Source organism: Nocardioides houyundeii (genome assembly GCF_002865585.1).
Classification (GTDB): Bacteria; Actinomycetota; Actinomycetes; order Propionibacteriales; family Nocardioidaceae; genus Nocardioides; species Nocardioides houyundeii.
Genome location: NZ_CP025581.1, coordinates 466,604 through 485,427, shown reverse-complemented (window position 1 = coordinate 485,427; position 18,824 = coordinate 466,604). Strand labels below are relative to the sequence as shown.

Genomic DNA, 18,824 nt, shown 5'->3' with positions numbered 1-18,824 from the left:
GCTCCTGCTCCCTCTAGACCGTATCCCCCGGCCGCCCGACGACCACCCCGTGCGGCAACGAGTACGCCGGGTCGACGGCCACATCGGTCAACCCGGCGTCGGTCATCAGCCCCACCAGCTCGGACAGCCGCCGGGCCCGGCCCGGGGTCTCCACCTCCATCATCAGGTCGAACATCGGGCCGAACGCCCCCGGCGGGTCCCCTGGCAGCTCGAAGACCACCACCCGCCCTCCGGGTGCCACGATCGTGGCGGCCAGCGACAGCACGCGGTGGCAGTCCTCGTCGGTGAGGTCGTGCAGCAGGTGGGAGAGCAGGACCACGTCGTAGCCCGCGCCCAGCGTCGAGGCTGCCTCGACGGCGAGCAGGTCGACCGGGCGCACCGTGACCAGCCCGGCCACCTCCGCGCCCAGCCCCAGCGCCGCGACCCGGTCCGGGACCTCCTCGGCGCACCACTGCGCGACCAGCGGCAGGTCCGCCACGGTGACCGAGGCCCCGGCCGCGGCGAGCCGCACGGCGTACGCCCCGAGGCCCCCGCCGAGGTCGGCCACCCGCATCCCGGGCGAGACCAGCCGCGCCAGGTCGGGGCCGGTCTCGTCGGCCAGCACCAGCAGCGCGCGGAGGAACTCACGGGCCTGTGCCGGGTCGGAGACCAGGCGCGAGGCCCACGGGTCGAGCCGCGGGGTGCCGGACCGGACCGACTCCTCCAGGTCGAGCCAGGCGCGGGCGAAGAACGCCTCCTTCTCCGCGACCAGGCGCAGGTCACCGCCGTGGGTGAGCCGGGCCGCGACCGGGGTGACGAAGTAGAGGTCGTCGTCGACCTGGAGCAGGTGCAGGCCCACCAGGGAGTCCAGCAGCGCACGGGTGGCCAGCGGGTCCAGCTCGAGGAGGGTCGAGACCTCCTCGGTCAGCCGGGGACCTTGGACCAGGAGGTCGAAGACCCCGAGCCGCGCGGCGGCGGTCAGGGTGGCTGCGCCCTGGTAGCCGGTCATCAGGTCGATCACGTCGAAGACACCGAGCTCGCCGTCGGCGGCCGGGGCGGGGGTCGGGGCGGGGGTCGGGGCGGCGGGCGGGAGAACAGTCATCGCAGGGTTCCTTTGCGCATCGAGCGGTAGGCGGACAGGCCGCGGGTGAGCCCGCGGACCTCGGCCGAGAGGCGGGAGACCGCGCCGGTACGCCGGCCCGGCCCGGCGGAGAGGACGCTCGCGGCCGCCGCCAGGCCGGAGGCGCCGCTGAGGCCGCCGCCGGGGTTCTGGCCGGCTCCGGTGAGGTGGAGCCAGTCGAGCTCGGTGGTCAGGTCGGCGTGGCCCGGCGGACGCCAGCCGAGCAGCTGGTCGATGGTGTTGTCCAGGTGGTTGGGGTTGCCGTCGCCGGCGAGCCGCTCCCCCCAGGTGGCCGGTCCGCTGACCACCACGTCGACCAGGTGCGCTCGCAGGTCGACCCCCAGGATGCGGGCCACGGAGTCGATGACGTGGTCGGCGGCGGCGCGCTCGGCGACCGGCGTCCAGGGGCCGTCGGCCCGGTGCAGCGGCACGATGGAGGAGAGCCAGACCGCTCCCCCGGCGACGTCCGGGGGCTGGGCGACCTGGCCCACCATCGACCAGGGCGAGGACGGCAGCCGGCCGGCGACCACCTCGCCGAAGCCGCGACGCAGGTCCTCGAGCCGGTCGGCGGCGAACCAGACCGCCGCCGGGTCGACCGCCATCGCGGGCAGGTCGGGCGGGGTGGAGTAGACCAGCGAGACGGTGAGCTCGCAGATGTTGAAGTGGCCGCTGTGCAGCCCCACGGACGAGCGCTGCATCCGGGGCGCCGCGGCGCCCAGCAGCGCCGAGGTGCGGGGCAGGTCGACCGAGGAGACGACCACGTCGAACGCCAGCTGCTCGCCCGAGGCCAGGGTCACGGTCCCGCCACCCGCTGCTGCGGGCGCCAGCGCGGTCACCAGCGCGCCGGTGCGCACCCGGCCACCGGCCGCCTCCAGCGCGGCCCGGAGCGCGGCCGGCAGCGCCCCCGACCCGCCGACCGGGCGGCAGGAGGTGTGGCCGTGCCCGCTGGGCAGGACCAGCGCCATCATCCCCGAGCCGGGTGCCCACACCGGCACCTGGGAGTGGGAGGCGTAGAGGCCCAGGGCGGTCACCAGGTGGGGGTCCTCGAAGGTGGCGGAGAGCAAGGTCTCGGCCGGCATCAGCAGCGAGCGGAAGAGGTCGTCGCCGCCGCGCAGGCCGGCCAGCGCCGCGGCCACCTCGGTCAGCGTCGGCGGCGCCGGGAAGGCGTCGAGCATCCCGAACAGCGACCCGGCCCGCTCCACCAGTGCCCGGTACGCCGGCCCGTCCGCGCCGAGCTCCGCGGCGGTGCGGTCCACGTCGGACCAGAACAGCCGGCGCTCGCCGTCACCGAACACGAAGCCGGCCAGCAGCGGGTGGTCGACGTACTCCAGGCCGTGCTCGGCGAGCCGCAGGGCGTCGGCCACCTCGCGCACCCCGCCGTGCTCCCAGGCTCCCCGCTCCAGCAGCACCCCGGTGGCGTGCCGCTGGGTCCACAGGCAGCCGCCGACCTCGTCAGCCTGCTCCAGCACGGTGACGTCCAGACCTGCCCGGGCCAGGGTGACGGCGCCGACGAGGGCGTTGTGCCCGCCCCCGACGATCCCCGCGGTACGGCGGGTCACCCGATCACCGAGTGCCCCGCGGCCACCAGCCCCGCGTCGCGGCCGAGCCGGGCGGCGAGCGGACGGCACCGCTCGATCTGAGCGGCCTCGTCGACGGAGACGCAGGCATGGTCGAGGACCACCTGGACGCCGTCGACCCAGACGTCGCGGACCGCCCGCGGCGAGGCGCCGTAGACCAGCTGGGAGACCGGGTCGTGCAGCACCGCCACCTCCACGGTGTCCTGGAGCAGCACCAGGTCGGCGCGCTTGCCGGGCTCCAGGGAGCCGACCAGGTGGTCCAGGCCCAGGGCGCGGGCACCGTCGATGGTGGCCATCGTCAGCACGTCGAGGGCGTCGACGACCAACGGGTCGAGGTGGTGCACCTTCTGCAGCAGCGCCGCCATCTTGAGCGCCTGGAGCATGTCCTGGCCGTCGTTGGAGGCGGCACCGTCGGTGCCGATGCCGACGGTCACGCCGGCGGCACGCAGCCGCGGCACCGGGCAGACACCGGAGCCGAGGATCATGTTGGCCACCGGGCTGTGCGCGATCGCCACGTCGTGGCGCGCCAGCGAGGCGACGTCGGCCTCGGTGAGCCAGACCCCGTGCCCGGCGATGAGCGGCCGCTCGAACATCCCCAGGCGCTCGGCGTGCTCCACCGTGCGGTGTCCCCACCGGGCGCGGGCGGCGGTGAGCTCCTCGCGCACCTCGGCCAGGTGGGTGTGCACACCCCAGCCGCGCTGCCGGCAGAGGTCGACGCCGGCGGCCAGCAGCTCGTCCGTCTGGCCCAGCAGGGTGCCGACGCCGTACCTGAACTCCAGCAGCGGGGCGCCGGCGACCTGGGTGGCCAGGTCCACCTGCTCGGCCAGCACGTCGGCGACCACCGCGGCGGCGGCCTCGCTGCCGGGCTCGGCGAGGCCCACGTCCTCGGCCCCGAAGGAGACCACCCCGCGCAGCCCGGCCCGGGTCAGCCCGTCGACCACGCCCAGGCTGGCCCGGGAGCCCACGTGGTTGTGGCAGAACATGTCGTTGACGCAGGTGACGCCCGACATGAGCATCTCGACCGCCTTGAGGGCGGTGCCCTCGGCGGCGTCCTCGCGGGTCAGCACCGCCCCGACGGGGCCGACGATCCCCTCGCCCCACTCGAAGAGCGAGAGCTCCGAGCCCATCCCGGTGGCCAGGCCCTCGGAGAGGTGGGTGTGGGTGGAGACCAGACCGGGGATGACCAGGCCGGTGCCGTCACCGTGCACCGGCAACGCGGGGTGGGCGGCAACCAGGCGCGCGGCGTCGTCGACCGCGACGATCTCCCCGTCGCGCACGTGCACGCACGCGTCGGCGAGCACGCCGTCCAGGTGCGCCCCCGGCGTACGGTCCCGCTCGCCCGGGCCGGGCAGCCCGGCCATGGTCAGCACGTAGCGACCGCGCACCAGGAACTCGGTGCTCATGCCGCCGTGCCCTCCTGGGCCGCGACGGCGGCCAGCACGGTGCGCAGGGCGGCGACGAACTGGTCGACCTCGGCCACGCTGATCACCAGCGGCGGCATGATCCGGATGGTCCCGGACTGGTTGAGCACCGAGCCGACCAGCACCCCCAGCTCCTGGAGCCGGCGCACCACCGGGTTGGCGTCCACGGAGAGCTCGATGGCGTTCCACAGGCCCTTGCCGCGGACGTCGACGACGAGGCCGCCGAAGTCGGCGGCCAGGCCGCGCAGGGCACCGCGCAGGTGCTCGCCGACGGAGTCGACGTGGTCCAGGAGTCCGTCGGCGATGATGTCGAAGGCCGCGATCCCGGCGGCGCACGCCACGGGGTTGCCGCCCATCGTGGTCAGGTGCGACAGCGGCGGGTCGGTGAAGGTCTCGAAGACCTCCGAGCGGGCCAGCACCGCACCCAGCGGCAGTCCGCCGCCGACCGCCTTGGCGGTGGTGATGATGTCGGGCAGCACGCCCCAGTGCTGGTGGGCGAACCACTGGCCGGAACGGCCCATGCCGCCCTGGACCTCGTCGATGATGAGCAGGGCTCCGGCCTCGTCGCACAGTCGGCGCAGACCGGGCAGGAAGTCGTCCGAGGGCACCCGGATGCCGCCCTCGCCCTGGATCGGCTCCACGATCACCGCGGCGGTGTGCTCGTCGATCACCGCCGCGGCGGCGGCCAGGTCGTCGTACGGCGCGAAGGCGACCTCCTCGAGCAGCGGCTCGAAGGGCTTGCGCCACTCCTCGCGCCAGCTCACCGACAGCGCCCCCAGGGTGCGGCCGTGGTAGCTGCGCTCGAACGCGACGAACTTGGGCCGCCCGGTGTGCTTGCGCGCCAGCTTGAGGGCGCACTCGGTGGACTCGGCGCCCGAGGAGGTCAGGTAGGCCATGTCGAGCCCGCCGGCGACCGAGACCAGCCGCTCCACCATCTCGACCTGCTCGGGGACCACGAACCGGCCGTAGACGTTGACGTGGGAGTAGCGCGCGGCTTGGGCGGTGATCGCGGCCACCACGTCGGGGTGGCAGTGGCCGACGTTGGCGACGCCGATGCCCGAGGTCATGTCGAGGTAGGAGCGGCCGTCGGTGGTGGTGACCCAGCAGCCCGAGGCGCTGGCCACCACGAACTCCTTGCGACCCGGCACGGTCTGGGACAGGTGGGCCACGAAGCGGTCGCGGTAGGAGTCCGCCTCAGCTTCGGTCATCGTGGGGGCGGGGTCGATCACGGGGTTCCTCCGGTGCTCAGGGTCGCGGGCACCGGGACGGTGCCCGCCGGGCGTACGCCGCGCAGGGCGATGAACTTGGTGCGGGTCAGCTCCGAGAGCGTCCAGCCCAGGCCCTCGCGGCCGGCTCCGGCCAGGTCGACGCCGCCGAACGGCACGATCGGCGGCCGGTAGTTGTTGGTGCCGTTGACCACCACTCCCCGAAGTCCAGCCGTCCCGCCATCGCCAGCGCGGTGGGCAGGTCGGCGGAGAAGACGGCGGCGGTGAGCCGCAGCCGGGTGTCGTTGGCCAGGGCGAGGGCCTGCTCGTCGTCGTCGACGACGGCGACCGGGAAGACCGGGCCGAAGATCTCGTCGTCGTGCAGCACCGCTGCCTGGTGCGGTACGTCGGCCAGCACGGTGGGCGCGAAGAAGGCGCCGTCGGGCGCCCTCCCGAGCACCCGCCGGGCCCCGGCGTCAACCGCCCACTGCACCTGGGTCTCGACCCGGGCCGCGGAGGCGGCGTCGATCAGCGGGCCGAGCAGGGCACCCTCGGCGAGCGGGTCGGTCGGGATCACCGGGGCCAGCGCCGCGACCAGTCGCTCGGTCAGCTCGGCGGCGACCGAGCGGTGCACGATCAGCCGCTTGGTGGCCGCGCACGCCTGGCCGTTCATCAGCAGCCGACCGCGCAGCGACTCCGAGACCACGTGCTCCAGGTCGGCGTCGGCGCGCACGATGGCGGCACCGTTGCCGCCGAGCTCAAAGTGCAGCGGGCGCAGCAGCGGGGCGGCTGCTGCGGCCACCGCCTGGCCCGCAGCCACCGAGCCGGTCAGCGAGACCGCGTCCACGCCCGGAGCGCTGCACAGCGCCGCGGACGCCGGCACGTCGGCGTACACCTGCTGGACCACCCCGGACGGCAGGTGGCGGGCCAGGACGTCGAGGACGGCCGCTGTGGTCAGCGGGTTCTGCGGCGGCAGCTTGACCACCACCACGTTGCCGACCGCGAGCGCCGCCGCGGCCTTCTCCATGGTCAGCTCGACGGGGAAGTTGAAGGGGATGACCGCGACCACCACGCCGAGCGGCACCCGCTCGACGAGGGTGATGTCCCGCTCCCCGCCCGGCAGGCTGCCGGTGGGGGCGAGCTCGCCCGCGGCCATCCGGCCCAGCTCGGCGTTGCGGCGCAGCAGCGCCACCGCGCCGCGGACCTCGTGCAGCGCCTGCGGAGCGATCTTGCCGGACTCCCTCGCGTGCCGGACGGCGAGCTCCTCCACCATGCCGGCCAGCTCGTCGGCGGCGGCGAGGAGCAGGTCGGCCCGGGCGTGCGGGGCCGCGGCGGCCCAGTCGGGCAGCGCCCGGCGGGCGGTGAACACCACCTCGGGCACCGCCTGGACCGCCAGCGCGGCGACCTCGCCGAGCAGCTCGCCGTCGGCCGGAGCCCGGACCTGGCGCACGTCACCGGCCACCACGGCGCTCATGCGGCACCGGGCTCGGAGGCCGTGGCGGCCACGAGCCGGTCCAAGCGCTCCACCAGCATCGCGGTGAGCTCGGGCAGGCCGAGGGGGGTGTCGTGGCCGTCACCGCGGGCGTAGACGGCCCGCACCGAGCCCGGTCCGCTGGCCCGGCCCTCGGCGGCCAGCCGGGTCGCGAGCTGCTCGCGGGCCGCGCCCTGCTGCTCCTTGGTGGGCAGGATCTCCACCGCACCGGGCAGCGCGTCGAGCACCCCGCGCAGCGCCATCGCCCGTCCGTCGAGCCCCATGCGGGTGGACGGGATGGAGTCGGTACGCCGGGTGGCGGCGTCGGCGAGGAAGCTGCGGTGGGTCAGTCCCGGCGCGACCCAGGAGACGATCGCCCGGTAGTGCGGCGACAGCCGGCCCAGCGCCGTGCTCAGCGTGTCAGCCATCGCGTTGTGCATCGCGACGTAGGCGCTGCGCTCGGCCGGGCCCCAGGCCCAGGTGCCGTCGGCTCGCTGGGTCGCGGTGCAGTCGGGACGCTCGGGAGAGATGGAGGTGCCGCGGGCCTCGAAGAGCCCGGGGTCGTCGTAGGAGGTGGCGGGCGACTGCTCCCCGTCGACGTACATGGTCAGCTCGTAGGGCACCAGGGCGAGCGGCTCGGAGATCACGAACCGGTCCAGGACGACCCCGTCCCGCTCCAGCGGCGCGGTGTTGAGGACGTCGGGGTCCTCCCCGGGGTCCAGCACCGAGAGCAGTGCGACCGGGCCGTCGTACCCGCGGACCGGACGCCAACCGGCGGCCAGCAGGGCGCCGTTGATGCCGCGGTGCTCGCGGCTGGTGACGTAGGGCTTGTACTTGGTGCAGGGCACCAGCAGCGCCAGTCGGGTCCCGGAGCCGGCGGTGGGGACCGGGGCGGGGGTCCACTCGTCGCGCACGCGCTCGGTCAGGGCGCGGACCCGCGGGTGCTCGAGCGCCTCGACGTTGGTCTGCGGGGAGTAGAAGCGCATGGAGTCGTCCAGCACGAACGGCGCGCGGATCTTGCGGCGCGAGGACGTCAGACGTGCGTCGGGGTGCAGGTCGGAGGGGGGCAGGTCAGTGGTGGTCATCGACGTACTCCTGGCGGTGCGGATCCGACGGGTGCGGATCGGGTGCGGGTCGGGTGGGTCACGGGGTCGTGCCCGGGTCGGGACGGACTGACCCGGGCACGACGTCCGGTGGTGGTGCGCCGAGGCGGTGGGTCAGCCGAGCGAGATCGAGGGGTCGATGAACTCGTTGGTGAACATGTCCTCGGGGCCCAGCCCGTCGAGGTCGGCACCGGCGTGCTTCTCCACGATGTCCATCAGGGTCTGCACGCGGTCGGCCTCGAACGAGCCGATCGCCCCGTCGGCGCCGTTGGCGACGATGCCGAGCTCCAGTCCCTTGTCGTGGGCGTACTCGGCGCCCTCGGGGGTGTAGACCCAGCCAGTGTCGTAGGCCTCGACCAGCTCGACGACGAGCTCGTTGGTGGCGGTCGGGTCCTCGGCGTAGTCCACGTGCGCCTGCTGCATGATCGGCACCAGCGCCTTGAGGCAGTCGGCCTGCGCCTCCACGTCGGAGGTGCGCACCGAGATGGCCTGGAAGTACTCCGGGTAGCCGTTGTCCGCGACCAGGTCGCCCACGACGGGGCGACCCCACTCGGCGATCTCCTCCTCGTACATGAACGGCTCGGCGGTGATGAACCCGACCTCGGCGTCCTTGCCCTTGGCGGCCACGAACGTGGCGGGCTTGGGGGCGTCGCTGCGGTCCAGCTTGGACTTGTCCAGCACACCCTCGGCGACCAGGTAGTCGATCCAGGTCTCCGGCAGGCTGCCGACGTGGATGGTGGCGCCGGTCGCCTTGAGGTCACCCATGGTCTTGACGTCGGGGTAGGTCTGGGCGTCCCAGTAGACGGCGTACGGGCTCTTCTCCATCGCCGCCATCACCGCGGTCACCGGGGTGTCCTGCTGGGCGATCAGCTGGTCGCCGACCCGGCCGTAGCCGAGCAGGATGTCGCGGTCCTGGTAGAGCAGGGACTGGGCCGACTGGAAGCCGACGCTGTTGCCGCCGATGCGGATCTCCAGCGCCACCCCGGTGTCCTCCCCGCCGGCGACCAGCGGACCGGTGACCGACTTGGCGTCGGTGTCGATCTCGTAGCCCTCGCCGAGCATCTCGTAGACGCCGCCGTGCTCGGCCTCAGGCTCCCAGTCGGCCTGGAAGACCACGGTGTCGGGGCAGACGCCGGAGAGCGCGCCGTCGCCCGAGCCGGCTGCGGCGGGCTCGTCGTCGGAGCCGCAGGCGGTCAGCGCCAGGCACCCCAGCAGCAGCGTCGAGGCGAGGGCGGTGGAACGGGCGGGAAGCGATCGAGCAGACATGGATGTCCCTTCGGGGTGGGCGAGCGGGGGTGGGGCGGGTCCGAGAAGAGGGCAGGACGCGTCAGCGCGCTCCCCAGGCCGGCGACCAGCGGCCGACCAACCGGCGCCCGAGCGCGCCGAAGATCCAGAAGACGACCAGCCCGAGCAGGCAGGTGACCATCACGGTGGCCAGCAGCTCCGCGGACTGCAGCCGCGAGCTGTAGCGCTGCATCAGCAGGCCCAGACCGATCGCGCCGCGGCCGAAGAACAGGTCGCCGACGGTGGCGCCGACCACCGACAGGCCGGCCGCCACCTGCAGCCCGACGAAGACGTCGGGCAGCGCCGCGGGCACCTGCAGCTTGATCAGCCGGGTGAAGCCGGAGGCCCCCGAGAGGGTGAACAGGTCGTGCAGGCCGCGGTCCGCGCTCAGCAGGCCCTGGAGCGGGTTGATGATGAGCGGGAACAGGGAGATGATCACGCAGATCAGCACCCGGGCGAACATCTCGTAGCCGAACCAGAAGCCGACCAGCGGCACGATCGCCAGGATCGGAACGGTCTGCAGGAACACCGCGTACGGGTAGACCGAGCGCTCGATCCAGCGGGCCTTGGCCATCGCGACGGCGAGCACCACGCCGATGGCCAGCGAGACCGCCAGACCGACCAGGGCCGTCTTGGTGGTCACCCACAGGGCGTCCAGCACGTCGGCCCGGACCTCCTCGACCATCAGGGCGTCGGTGAACAGCTCGTGCGGCGGCGGCAGCAGGAACTTCTCGGTCTCCTCCAGCACCTGGTAGCTCATCAGGTACCAGACCCCGAGCGCCGCCAGCAGCACCAGCAGCGGTGGGACGACGACCACGGCCAGCGAGCGGACGCGGCCGGAGGCTCGGGCGATCACGACGCCGCCTCGAGGGCCTTGGCGACGCGGCCGGCGAGCTCGGCGAACTGCGGGGTGTAGCGCAGGTCCAGGCTGCGGGGGAAGTCGAAGGGCACGTCGAACTCCTCGGTGATCCGGCCGGGGCGGGCGGACATGACGACCACCCGGGTGGAGAGGAAGACCGCCTCCTCGACCGAGTGGGTGACGAACAGCCCGGCGAAGCTGTGCTCGCGGAAGAGGTCCAGCAGCACCAGGTTGAGGCGGCCGCGGGTGATCTCGTCCAGCGCCCCGAACGGCTCGTCGAAGAGGAAGACCTCCGGGTTGAGCACCAGGGACCGAGCCAGCGAGGCGCGCATCTTCATGCCGCCGGAGAGCTGGTGCGGGAGGTGGTCGGCGAAGTCGCTGAGCCCGACGGTGGCCAGCGCCTCGTCCACCAGCGCGGCGGTGCCGGCGCGGCTCAGGCCGCTGAGCTCGGCGAGCAGCCCGACGTTGCGCCGCACGGTGCGCCACGGCATCAGGGTGGCGTCCTGGAAGACGTACCCGACGGAGTCGGTGGTGAACTCGACGGAGCCGACCGTCGGCTGGTCGAGCTTGGAGGCCAGCCGCAGCAGCGTCGACTTGCCACAGCCCGAGGGCCCGATCAGGGAGACCAGCTCGCCGCGGCGCACGGTCAGGTCGGTGGGGGCGAGGGCCTCCACGGCGCCGAAGGAGCGACCGACGCCACGGAACTCCACCAGCGGCCGGGGCCGGGTGTGGGCCCACGAGTGGCCGGTGGACTGTCCCACGATGTCGTGCATGGCGTCGGCCTCCTGGGTGCTCGGCGGTTCGGATGAGACGGAGCCTAGGAGCCGAAATCGGGCGTACTGCCTCCCGTAACGACCTATTAACGGCCTTCCGGGGAAGTTCTCGGCGCTGTTACACAACGTGGGTCAGGGGGACAGCGGCCGAATCTGGCGGCGACCTCCGCGACTGCCGTGACGAGCTCGGGCGGCGACTCCACGGTGAAGTCGGCACCGCACTCCCCCAGCACCATCAGCGGCCAGCCGAGCGAGTCGGTGTTCATCTCCAGCAGGCAGCCGCCCTCGACCGCGCTCACCTCGGCCCAGCGGCCCGTCAGGGCCATCAGCCGCTCGGGTTCGGCGGCGACGCGCACCCGGACGGCGTACCGCTGGGGGCGGCGGCGGATGCCGGCCTGGACGAAGGAGAGCGCGTCGGCGGCGGGCAGCTCCCGGGGCCGGAACCGGGGCCCACCCGGCACCGGCGCGGTGATCCGGTCGAGCCGGAAGCTGCGCCAGTCCAGCCGGTCGCGGTCGTAGGCCACCAGGTACCACCGGCGTCCGAGCGAGACCATCTTGAGCGGCTCCACCCGGCGGTGCGTGGTCTCGGCGCCGACCGCGGAGTAGTCGAAGGTGACCGGCTCCTGGTCGCGGCAGGCCTGGGCCAGGGTGGTGAGCACCCCGGCGTCGACCACGGGCCCGCCCGCCCACGGCCCCGGCGTCTCGGTCTCCGAGGCCACGGCGTCCAGCTGACGGCGCAGCCGCGGCGGCATCAGCGCGATCACCTTGGCCAGCGCCTGCACCGAGAAGTCCTGGATACCGCCCACGGACGCCGCGGCCGCCGACCGCAGCCCCACCGCGACGGCCACCGCCTCCTCGTCCTCCAGCAGCAGCGGGGGCAGCGAGCCGCCGGCCCGGAGCTGGTAGCCGCCGGCGACCCCACGGACCGCGTCCACCTGGTAGCCCAGGTCCCGGAGCCGCTCGATGTCGCGGCGCAGCGTGCGCGGGCTGACCTCCAGGCGCTGCGACAGCTCCCCACCGGGCCAGTAGCGGTGGGTCTGCAGCAGGGACAGCAGCCGCAGCATCCGGGCACTCGTGCTCATGTCCCCAGACTAGATTCCATTGAGGTCACAGCCTGACCGCATGAGTTCCTAGCGTGGTCGTCATGACCACTTCGACCCACACCCAGACGTCCCGCGGGCCGGCGATCGTGACTCGCGGGCTCACCCGCCACTTCGCCTCTCGCTCAGCCAAGAGGAAGCAGCCGGTGGAGGCCGTCCGCGGCCTCGACCTCGAGATCGGCCAGGGCGAGCTCGTCGCCTTCCTGGGTCCCAACGGGGCCGGCAAGTCGACCACCCTGCGGATGCTCACCACGCTGATCCCGCCCACCTCCGGGAGCGCCTCGGTGGCCGGCCACGACGTGCTCACCGGACAGCGCGAGGTACGCCGCGCCATCGGGTACGTCGGTCAGGGCAACGGGGCCGGTCACCGGCAGCGCGGCCGCGACGAGCTGCTCAGCCAGGGCCGGGCCCACGGGCTCTCCCGCTCCGAGGCCCGCCGCCGGACCGACGAGCTGGTCGCCGAGCTCGACCTGGAGGCCGTGGTGGACCGCAACGTCTCCACGCTCTCGGGCGGCCAGCGGCGCCGCCTCGACATCGCCATGGGCCTGGTGCACCTGCCCCGGGTGCTCTTCCTCGACGAGCCGTCCACGGGTCTGGACCCGCAGAACCGGGCCAACCTGGCGGCGATCGTGCAGCGGCTGCACGCCGAGACCGGCAGCACGATCGTGCTCACCACCCACTACCTCGAGGAGGCTGACGCGATCGCGGACCGGGTGATCGTCATCGACCACGGCCTGGTGATCGCCGACGACACCGCCACCCGCCTCAAGTCCGGGCTGGGCGACCTGGTCCGGCTGGGCTTCGCCTCCGCCGACGCCGCGGCCACGGCCGCCGCCCGGGCCAGCCGGATCGCGGGCTCCCGGGTGGAGCACACCGCGAGCGAGATCACCCTGCGGGTGGCCGGGGGTGCGGAGCTGGTGCCGGGGCTCGTGGTCGACCTGTTCGGCGACCACGCACCGGTGACCCGGGTCGAGGTGGTCCGGCCCACCCTCGACGACGTCTTCCTGGACCTGACGGGCCGCAGCCTGCGCGAGGCGCACGACTCACCGACCGAGACCGACGACAAGACCGAGGTGGCGGCATGAGCACGATGACGACAGAAACCCAGAGCCGGACCGGACTGCAGGCGGCGGACACCCCCCGCAGCAGCTTCCTCGCCGACACCCTGAACGTGATGAACCGCGAGCTCAAGCCGGTCTGGCGCGAGCCGATGGCCGTCGTCTTCGCGATGATCCAGCCGCTGGTCTTCCTGGGGCTGTTCGCCCCGCTGCTGCCGGACCTGGCGACCGGGTCGGCGCTGCAGTGGTTCGTGCCGGGCATCGTCACCATGACCTGCCTGATGGGCGGCTCCTTCACCGGGGCCAACCTGATGGAGGAGATGCAGACCGGCTCACACGAGCGGCAGCTCGTCTCGCCGCTGCGCCGCCCGGCGCTGCTGGTCGGCCGGGCCCTCAAGGAGGTGGTGCCGATGCTGATGCAGACCGCGATCATCCTGGCGGTGGTCACGCCGTTCAGCTTCGACCTGCACCTGGGCGGCGTGCTCGTCGGCGTGCTGGTGCTTGCGCTGTTCAGCGTGGGCGTCGGTGCGCTGTCGTTCGCGCTGGCGCTGGCCTCGAAGGGACAGGACTGGATGTTCTGGACCGTCCAGCAGACGCTGCTGTTCCCGGTGCTGCTGCTGGCCGGGGTGCTGCTGCCGATCGACGACGCGCCGCGCTGGCTGCAGGTCGCCTCCGACCTCAACCCGATGACGTACGTCGTGGAGGCGGTGCGCGCCCTCTTCGCCGGGCAGTGGCCGGCCGACACCATCGCAGCCGGGTTCGCCGGCGCGGGGGCCGTGGCCGCCCTGGGGCTGGTGGTCGGCGTCCGGGCGATGCGCCGCTCCAGCTGAACGCCGCACTAGCACCGGGATCGCCACGGGGTTACTCGAAGCCCTCGCCAATGCCGTGTCGGACGGACGACTCTCGGGGCCAGCCCTTGCTGCTGTGCTGGGCCCGCGGAGCCGCGCGTACATCGACGCCTGGGACGAGTTCACCCTCGGCAGGTCATCGCTGCAACCGTGAGCCCAGACCGGGAGCTCTCCCAGTCGCGGCTCAGGATGCAGCGGGGTCGTGCACCACGTTGCGCAACGGCTCCCCGGCGACGTACGCCTCGATCTGGGCGCGTGCCAACGCGGCCATCCGGGGCAGCATCGCGGTGGTGCCGCCACCGAGGTGCGGGGTGATCAGCACCCCGGGCGCCTGCCACAGCGGGTGCTCGGGCGGCAGCGGCTCGGGGTCGGTGACGTCGAGGGCGAAGCGCAGCCGTCCGGCGTGGGCGAGCACGGCGTCGGTGTCCAGCAGGGGTCCGCGCCCGACGTTGACCACCAGCGCCCCGTCGGGCAGCTGGCCGAGGAAGGCGTCGTCCACGACGTGCCGGGTGGCCTCGCTCAGCGGCAGCACCACGACGACCACGTCGGTCTCCGGCAGCAGCCGCGCCAAGTCCTCGGGTCCGTGCACCTTCTCGAGCAGGTCGTCAGGCCGCGGCCGGCTGGCCACGCCGGTGACCACGGCCTTGCAGGCCAGCATCCGCTCCGCCACCGCGCGGCCGATCGACCCGTAGCCCAGCACCAGGACGCGGCTGTCGGCCAGCGAGCGGCGACCCAGGTCCCGGAGCCACTGGCCGCGGTTGCGGACCGCGTCGTCGATGCCGCGCAGGCTGGCGATCGTGATGCCGAGTGCCAGCTCGGCGGTGGCGTCGTCGTGGACGCCGGTCGCGTTGGCCAGCGCGACGCCGTCGGGCAACTGGGCGACCATCCCGTCGTACCCGGCGGACTGGACCTGGACCACCCGCAGCCGCGGGAGCCCGCTCAGGTCGGGCAGGCCGCCGGTGTTGTACGGCGCCACCACCAGCTCGATCTCCGCGGCCCGCTCCGGCACCGAGGTGCCGTCCCAGAGCACCGTCTCGACACCCGGCACCTCCCCCACCGCCTCGATCAGGGCGGGAGTGGCCAGGGCGACGACGGTGCTCATCGACTCAGCCCAGGGCCGCCGGCATGGTGGCCGCCCACGCCTGGCGCAACGTCGCGACCGGGATGCTGAACTGCTCGGCCACGACCAGGTCGTCACCGCCGGTCGTGCCGATGGCGGTGACCGGCACGGCGTACCGCTCGGCGAGGGCGAGCAGCGCCTCGGCCCGGTCGTCGGCGACGGTGACGATGGCCCGGGCCGCGGACTCGGTGAACAGTCCGGTGAACGCGTCGCCGCCGGCGACGTCGGCCAGCGAGACCGAGACCCCGACGCCGTTGCGGAAGGTCGCCTCTGCCAGCGCCTGGGCGAGGCCGCCGTCGGAGAGGTCGTGCGCGCTGGTCAGGACGCCGTCGCGGCCGGCGTCGGCGAGCAGCTCGGCCAGCGCCTTCTCGGCCGCCAGGTCTACCCGCGGCGGGGTGCCGCCGAGGTGGCCGTGCACGACGTGCGCCCACTCCGAGCCGGACAGCTCCTCGCGGGTCTCGCCGAGCAGGAAGACCTGCTCCCCGGCGCCGGCGAAGTGGCTGGGGGTGCGCTTGGTGACGTCCTCGATCACACCGAGCACCGCGACCACCGGGGTCGGCAGGATCGCGGTCTCGCCGGTCTGGTTGTAGAGGCTGACGTTGCCGCCGGTGACCGGGATGCCCAGCTCCAGGCAGGCGTCCTTGAGACCGCGGCAGGCCTCGGCGAACTGCCACATCACGTCGGGGTCCTCGGGGCTGCCGAAGTTGAGGCAGTCGGAGATGGCCAGCGGACGGGCACCGCCGGTGGCGACGTTGCGGTAGCTCTCGGCCAGCGCGAGCTGCGCGCCGGCGTACGGGTCGAGCTTGGCGAAGCGGCCGTTGCAGTCGGTGGAGACCGCGACGCCGAGGTTGGTCTGGTCGTCGACGCGGATCATGCCGGAGTCGGCGGGCTGGGCCAGCACGGTGTTGCCGCGGACGTAGCGATCGTACTGGTCGGTGATCCAGGACTTGTCGCACAGGTTGGGGCTGGCGACCAGGCGCAGCAGCGTCTCGCGCAGCTCGTCGCCGGTGCCCGGCCGGGGCAGCGCCTCGGCGCCGTCTGCCTGGAGCGCGTCCTGCCACGCCGGGCGGGCGAAGGGCCGGTGGTACGTCGGTCCGTCGTGCGCCACGCTGCGCGGCGGTACGTCGACCACCCGCTCGCCGTGCCAGTCGATGTGCAGCCGGCCGGTGTCGGTGACCTCGCCGACCACCACGGCCTCGACGTCCCACTTGGCGCAGATCTTGAGGAACGCCTCGACGTCGCCGGGCTCGACGACGGCCATCATCCGCTCCTGGGACTCGCTCATCAGGATCTCCTCGGGAGCCAGCGTGGAGTCGCGCAGCGGGACCCGGTCCAGCTCGACGTGCATGCCGCCGTCCCCGGCGCTTGCCAGCTCGGAGGTGGCGCAGCTCAGGCCGGCGCCGCCCAGGTCCTGGATGCCGGCCACCACGCCGGCCGCGAAGAGCTCCAGGGTGCACTCGATGAGGAGCTTCTCCATGAAGGGGTCGCCCACCTGGACGCTGGGCCGCTTGGCCGGCCCGCTGCTGCCGTCGGCGTTGGCGTCGAAGGTCTCCGAGGCGAGCACGCTCACCCCGCCGATGCCGTCGCCGCCGGTGCGGGCGCCGTACAGGATGACCTGGTTGCCCACGCCGGTGGCGTTGGCCAGGTGCAGGTCCTCGTGGCGCAGCACGCCCACGCAGAGCGCGTTGACCAGCGGGTTGCCGGTGTAGGTCTCGTCGAAGACGGCCTCGCCGCCGATGTTGGGCAGGCCCAGGCAGTTGCCGTAGCCGCCGACGCCCGCGACGATCCCGGGCAGCACCCGCTGGGTGTCGGGGGCGTCCAGGGGGCCGAAGCGCAGCGGGTCCATCACCGCGACGGGCCGCGCACCCATCGCCAGGATGTCGCGCACGATGCCGCCGATGCCGGTGGCCGCCCCCTGGTAGGGCTCGACGAAGGAGGGGTGGTTGTGGCTCTCCACCTTGAACGTGACGGCGTACCCCTGGCCGATGTCGATGACGCCGGCGTTCTCCCCGATGCCGGCCAGCATCTTGCCCGCGGCGGTCTCCTGGGGCAGCTCGCCGAACTGCTTGAGGTGCACCTTGGTCGACTTGTAGGAGCAGTGCTCGCTCCACATCACCGAGTACATCGCCAGCTCGCTGCTGGTGGGACGCCGTCCCAGGATCTCGCGGATGCTGGCGTACTCGTCGGCCTTCAGCCCCAGGTCCTGCCAGGGCTGCTCGCGGGCGGGGTCCTGGGCGGCGGCGGCGACGGTGTCGAGGTTCTGGGCTGCGGGCACGTCGCCAAGCCTAGGCGACCCCCCGGACCACCCGACGCCGCAGTCCGGAGCGAGGAACTACTGGGCTGTAGTTCTGCTCAACCCGTGGGACTCGTGGGACTGGTGAGGTTATGGTGCCTGGACCGCCACTCGTCTGGAGCCTTCTGCATGCGCCTCACCGTCCCCTCCGCCCCCCGTCTCACGGCTCGTCTCAAGACTGGTCTCACGGCCGGTCTGGCCACCCTGGCGCTGACCGCCGGGCTGCTCGCCGGCACCACCGCGCCCGCCACGTCCGCCACCGCGTCTGTCGGCACGTCCGTCGGCACATCGGTCGGCACGTCCGTCGGCACCGCGGCCAAGCAGGCCGCCCGCAAGCAGAACGTGGTCACTCCCGGGGACTTCACCGGCTACGGCTTCGACCAGTGCGTCGCGCCCACGCAGAAGGCGATGGACGCCTGGCTGGAGCACTCGCCGTTCCTGGCCGCCGGGATCTACATCTCCGGTGACTCCCGCGCCTGCCGGAGCCAGCCCAACCTCAGCCCGACCTGGATCAGCACCCAGCTCGCCAAGGGCTGGCGACTGCTGCCCATCGCGCTCGGGCCGCAGGCCTCCTGCCAGCCGAGGTTCCCGCGCTACTCCGACGACTTCAAGATCAACCCCACCCCGGGAGCCGACAAGACCTACGCCGCCGCCCGCGCCCAGGGCATGGCCGAGGCGGACAAGAACGCCGGCGACGCCCGCAGCTACGGGATCAGCCCGACCAGCACCATCTGGTACGACCTCGAGGGCTTCGACCACGCCAACACCAACTGCCGCGAGTCGGCGCTCGCCTTCGTCTCCGCCTGGGTGGAGCGCATCGAGTACCACGGCTACGTCAGCGGCCTGTACTCCAGCGCCAGCTCGGGCATCAAGATGCTCGACGACGCCCGGGTCAGCCGACCGGGCCAGTTCTCGCTGCCCAAGCAGATCTGGATCGCCCGCTGGGACGGCCTGGCCAACACCTCCACCAGCTACATCGGTGAGGACGGCTGGCGCCCGGGTGGCCGGATGAAGCAGTACCGCGGCGGCCACAACGAGACCTGGGGCGGCGTGACGATCAACATCGACAGCAACTACCTCGAGCTGGGCCGCGGCGGCGTCGCGGACGGCGAGAGCCGCTGCGGCGGCGTGCGTACGTCCTACCAGAAGTACCCGGTGCTCAAGCCCGGCAAGGTGCGGCCCAAGGCGGGCAAGGTGATGGCGCTGCAGTGCGCGCTCGCCGAGCAGGGCCTGTACACCTACAAGATCAACGGCCGCTACACCAAGCGCACCCGCGCGGCGGCCAACGTCTGGCAGGCCGCGCACGGATTCACCGTGTCACCGAAGTTCCGCAAGGCCCACTGGATCGGGCTGCACGCCCAGGGCGAGCCGACGGTGCTCAAGGTCGGCTCCGCCGGGTCGGCGGTCTATCGCCTGCAGCGCTCGCTGAACGCGGCCGGGGCCGGCAAGGTCAAGGCCACCGGCGTCTTCGACCTCACCACCGAGGCCGCGGTGAAGAAGTACCAGTCGCGGATCCGCGCCACCCAGAGCGGCATCGCCAACTCGACCGTGTGGACCCGGCTGCAGCAGGGTCGTTTCTGACCGGCGTCCTCCGGTCCCCCAGGACGGCGAGC

General features: G+C 73.3%; 15 protein-coding genes. 3 read left to right on the top strand and 12 right to left on the bottom strand.

What is annotated here, in order from left to right; genetic code table 11:
* Positions 1-13: 13 nt before the first annotated feature.
* The 10 genes from C0R66_RS02365 to C0R66_RS02320 form a co-directional block, all read right to left on the bottom strand.
* On the bottom strand, positions 14-1,081 hold the full coding sequence (locus tag C0R66_RS02365; protein ID WP_101523346.1) for a methyltransferase: 1,068 nt from the start codon (positions 1,079-1,081) through the stop codon (positions 14-16).
* A complete protein-coding gene (locus C0R66_RS02360) occupies positions 1,078-2,658 on the bottom strand; it encodes a phytoene desaturase family protein (protein ID WP_158647846.1) in 1,581 nt (526 codons plus the stop codon). Before C0R66_RS02360 ends, C0R66_RS02365 begins: the two co-directional genes overlap by 4 nt.
* Entirely contained in the window at positions 2,655-4,079 is a 1,425-nt protein-coding gene (locus C0R66_RS02355) for an amidohydrolase family protein (RefSeq protein ID WP_101523345.1), read from the bottom strand. The genes C0R66_RS02360 and C0R66_RS02355 overlap by 4 nt, the downstream gene beginning before the upstream one ends.
* Complete coding sequence (locus tag C0R66_RS02350) at positions 4,076-5,326, bottom strand: aspartate aminotransferase family protein (RefSeq protein ID WP_199286771.1); 1,251 nt, start codon at positions 5,324-5,326, stop codon at positions 4,076-4,078. Before C0R66_RS02350 ends, C0R66_RS02355 begins: the two co-directional genes overlap by 4 nt.
* 85 nt (positions 5,327-5,411) lie before the next feature.
* Positions 5,412-6,776: an aldehyde dehydrogenase family protein gene (locus tag C0R66_RS02345; protein ID WP_199286770.1), complete on the bottom strand. Its 1,365-nt coding sequence runs from the start codon at positions 6,774-6,776 to the stop codon at positions 5,412-5,414.
* Positions 6,773-7,858 (bottom strand): hypothetical protein, encoded by a 1,086-nt coding sequence (locus C0R66_RS02340; RefSeq protein WP_101523344.1) that lies wholly within the window; start codon positions 7,856-7,858, stop codon positions 6,773-6,775. Before C0R66_RS02340 ends, C0R66_RS02345 begins: the two co-directional genes overlap by 4 nt.
* Before the next feature lie 132 nt (positions 7,859-7,990).
* Positions 7,991-9,142 carry a substrate-binding domain-containing protein gene (locus C0R66_RS02335; RefSeq protein WP_158647845.1) on the bottom strand — a complete coding sequence of 384 codons (1,152 nt, stop codon included), beginning with the start codon at positions 9,140-9,142 and terminating at the stop codon, positions 7,991-7,993.
* A 61-nt stretch (positions 9,143-9,203) separates the two neighbouring features.
* A complete protein-coding gene (locus C0R66_RS02330) occupies positions 9,204-10,016 on the bottom strand; it encodes an ABC transporter permease (RefSeq protein WP_199286769.1) in 813 nt (270 codons plus the stop codon).
* Entirely contained in the window at positions 10,013-10,792 is a 780-nt protein-coding gene (locus tag C0R66_RS02325; RefSeq protein WP_101523343.1) for an ABC transporter ATP-binding protein, read from the bottom strand. Before C0R66_RS02325 ends, C0R66_RS02330 begins: the two co-directional genes overlap by 4 nt.
* An 86-nt stretch (positions 10,793-10,878) precedes the next feature.
* On the bottom strand, positions 10,879-11,874 hold the full coding sequence (locus tag C0R66_RS02320; RefSeq protein WP_101523342.1) for a helix-turn-helix transcriptional regulator: 996 nt from the start codon (positions 11,872-11,874) through the stop codon (positions 10,879-10,881).
* Between the two features lie 62 nt (positions 11,875-11,936).
* Here C0R66_RS02320 and C0R66_RS02315 point away from each other — a divergent pair, with 62 nt between their 5' ends.
* Both C0R66_RS02315 and C0R66_RS02310 read left to right on the top strand, forming a co-directional pair.
* The gene (locus C0R66_RS02315) at positions 11,937-12,977 is read left to right on the top strand and encodes an ABC transporter ATP-binding protein (protein WP_101525987.1); all 1,041 of its coding nucleotides are present in this window, start codon (positions 11,937-11,939) and stop codon (positions 12,975-12,977) included.
* Positions 12,974-13,780: an ABC transporter permease gene (locus C0R66_RS02310; protein ID WP_101523341.1), complete on the top strand. Its 807-nt coding sequence runs from the start codon at positions 12,974-12,976 to the stop codon at positions 13,778-13,780. The genes C0R66_RS02315 and C0R66_RS02310 overlap by 4 nt, the downstream gene beginning before the upstream one ends.
* 202 nt (positions 13,781-13,982) lie before the next feature.
* Here the strand turns inward: C0R66_RS02310 and C0R66_RS02305 are convergent, their stop codons facing one another.
* Together C0R66_RS02305 and purL are read right to left on the bottom strand one after the other, a co-directional pair.
* Complete coding sequence (locus C0R66_RS02305; protein ID WP_101523340.1) at positions 13,983-14,900, bottom strand: NAD(P)-dependent oxidoreductase; 918 nt, start codon at positions 14,898-14,900, stop codon at positions 13,983-13,985.
* Between the two features lie 4 nt (positions 14,901-14,904).
* Positions 14,905-17,193 carry a phosphoribosylformylglycinamidine synthase subunit PurL gene (gene purL / locus C0R66_RS02300; RefSeq protein WP_101523339.1) on the bottom strand — a complete coding sequence of 763 codons (2,289 nt, stop codon included), beginning with the start codon at positions 17,191-17,193 and terminating at the stop codon, positions 14,905-14,907.
* A gap of 147 nt (positions 17,194-17,340) precedes the next feature.
* Between purL and C0R66_RS02295 the strand changes: the two genes are divergently transcribed.
* Positions 17,341-18,792 carry a glycoside hydrolase domain-containing protein gene (locus tag C0R66_RS02295; RefSeq protein ID WP_101523338.1) on the top strand — a complete coding sequence of 484 codons (1,452 nt, stop codon included), beginning with the start codon at positions 17,341-17,343 and terminating at the stop codon, positions 18,790-18,792.
* Positions 18,793-18,824: the final 32 nt, after the last annotated feature.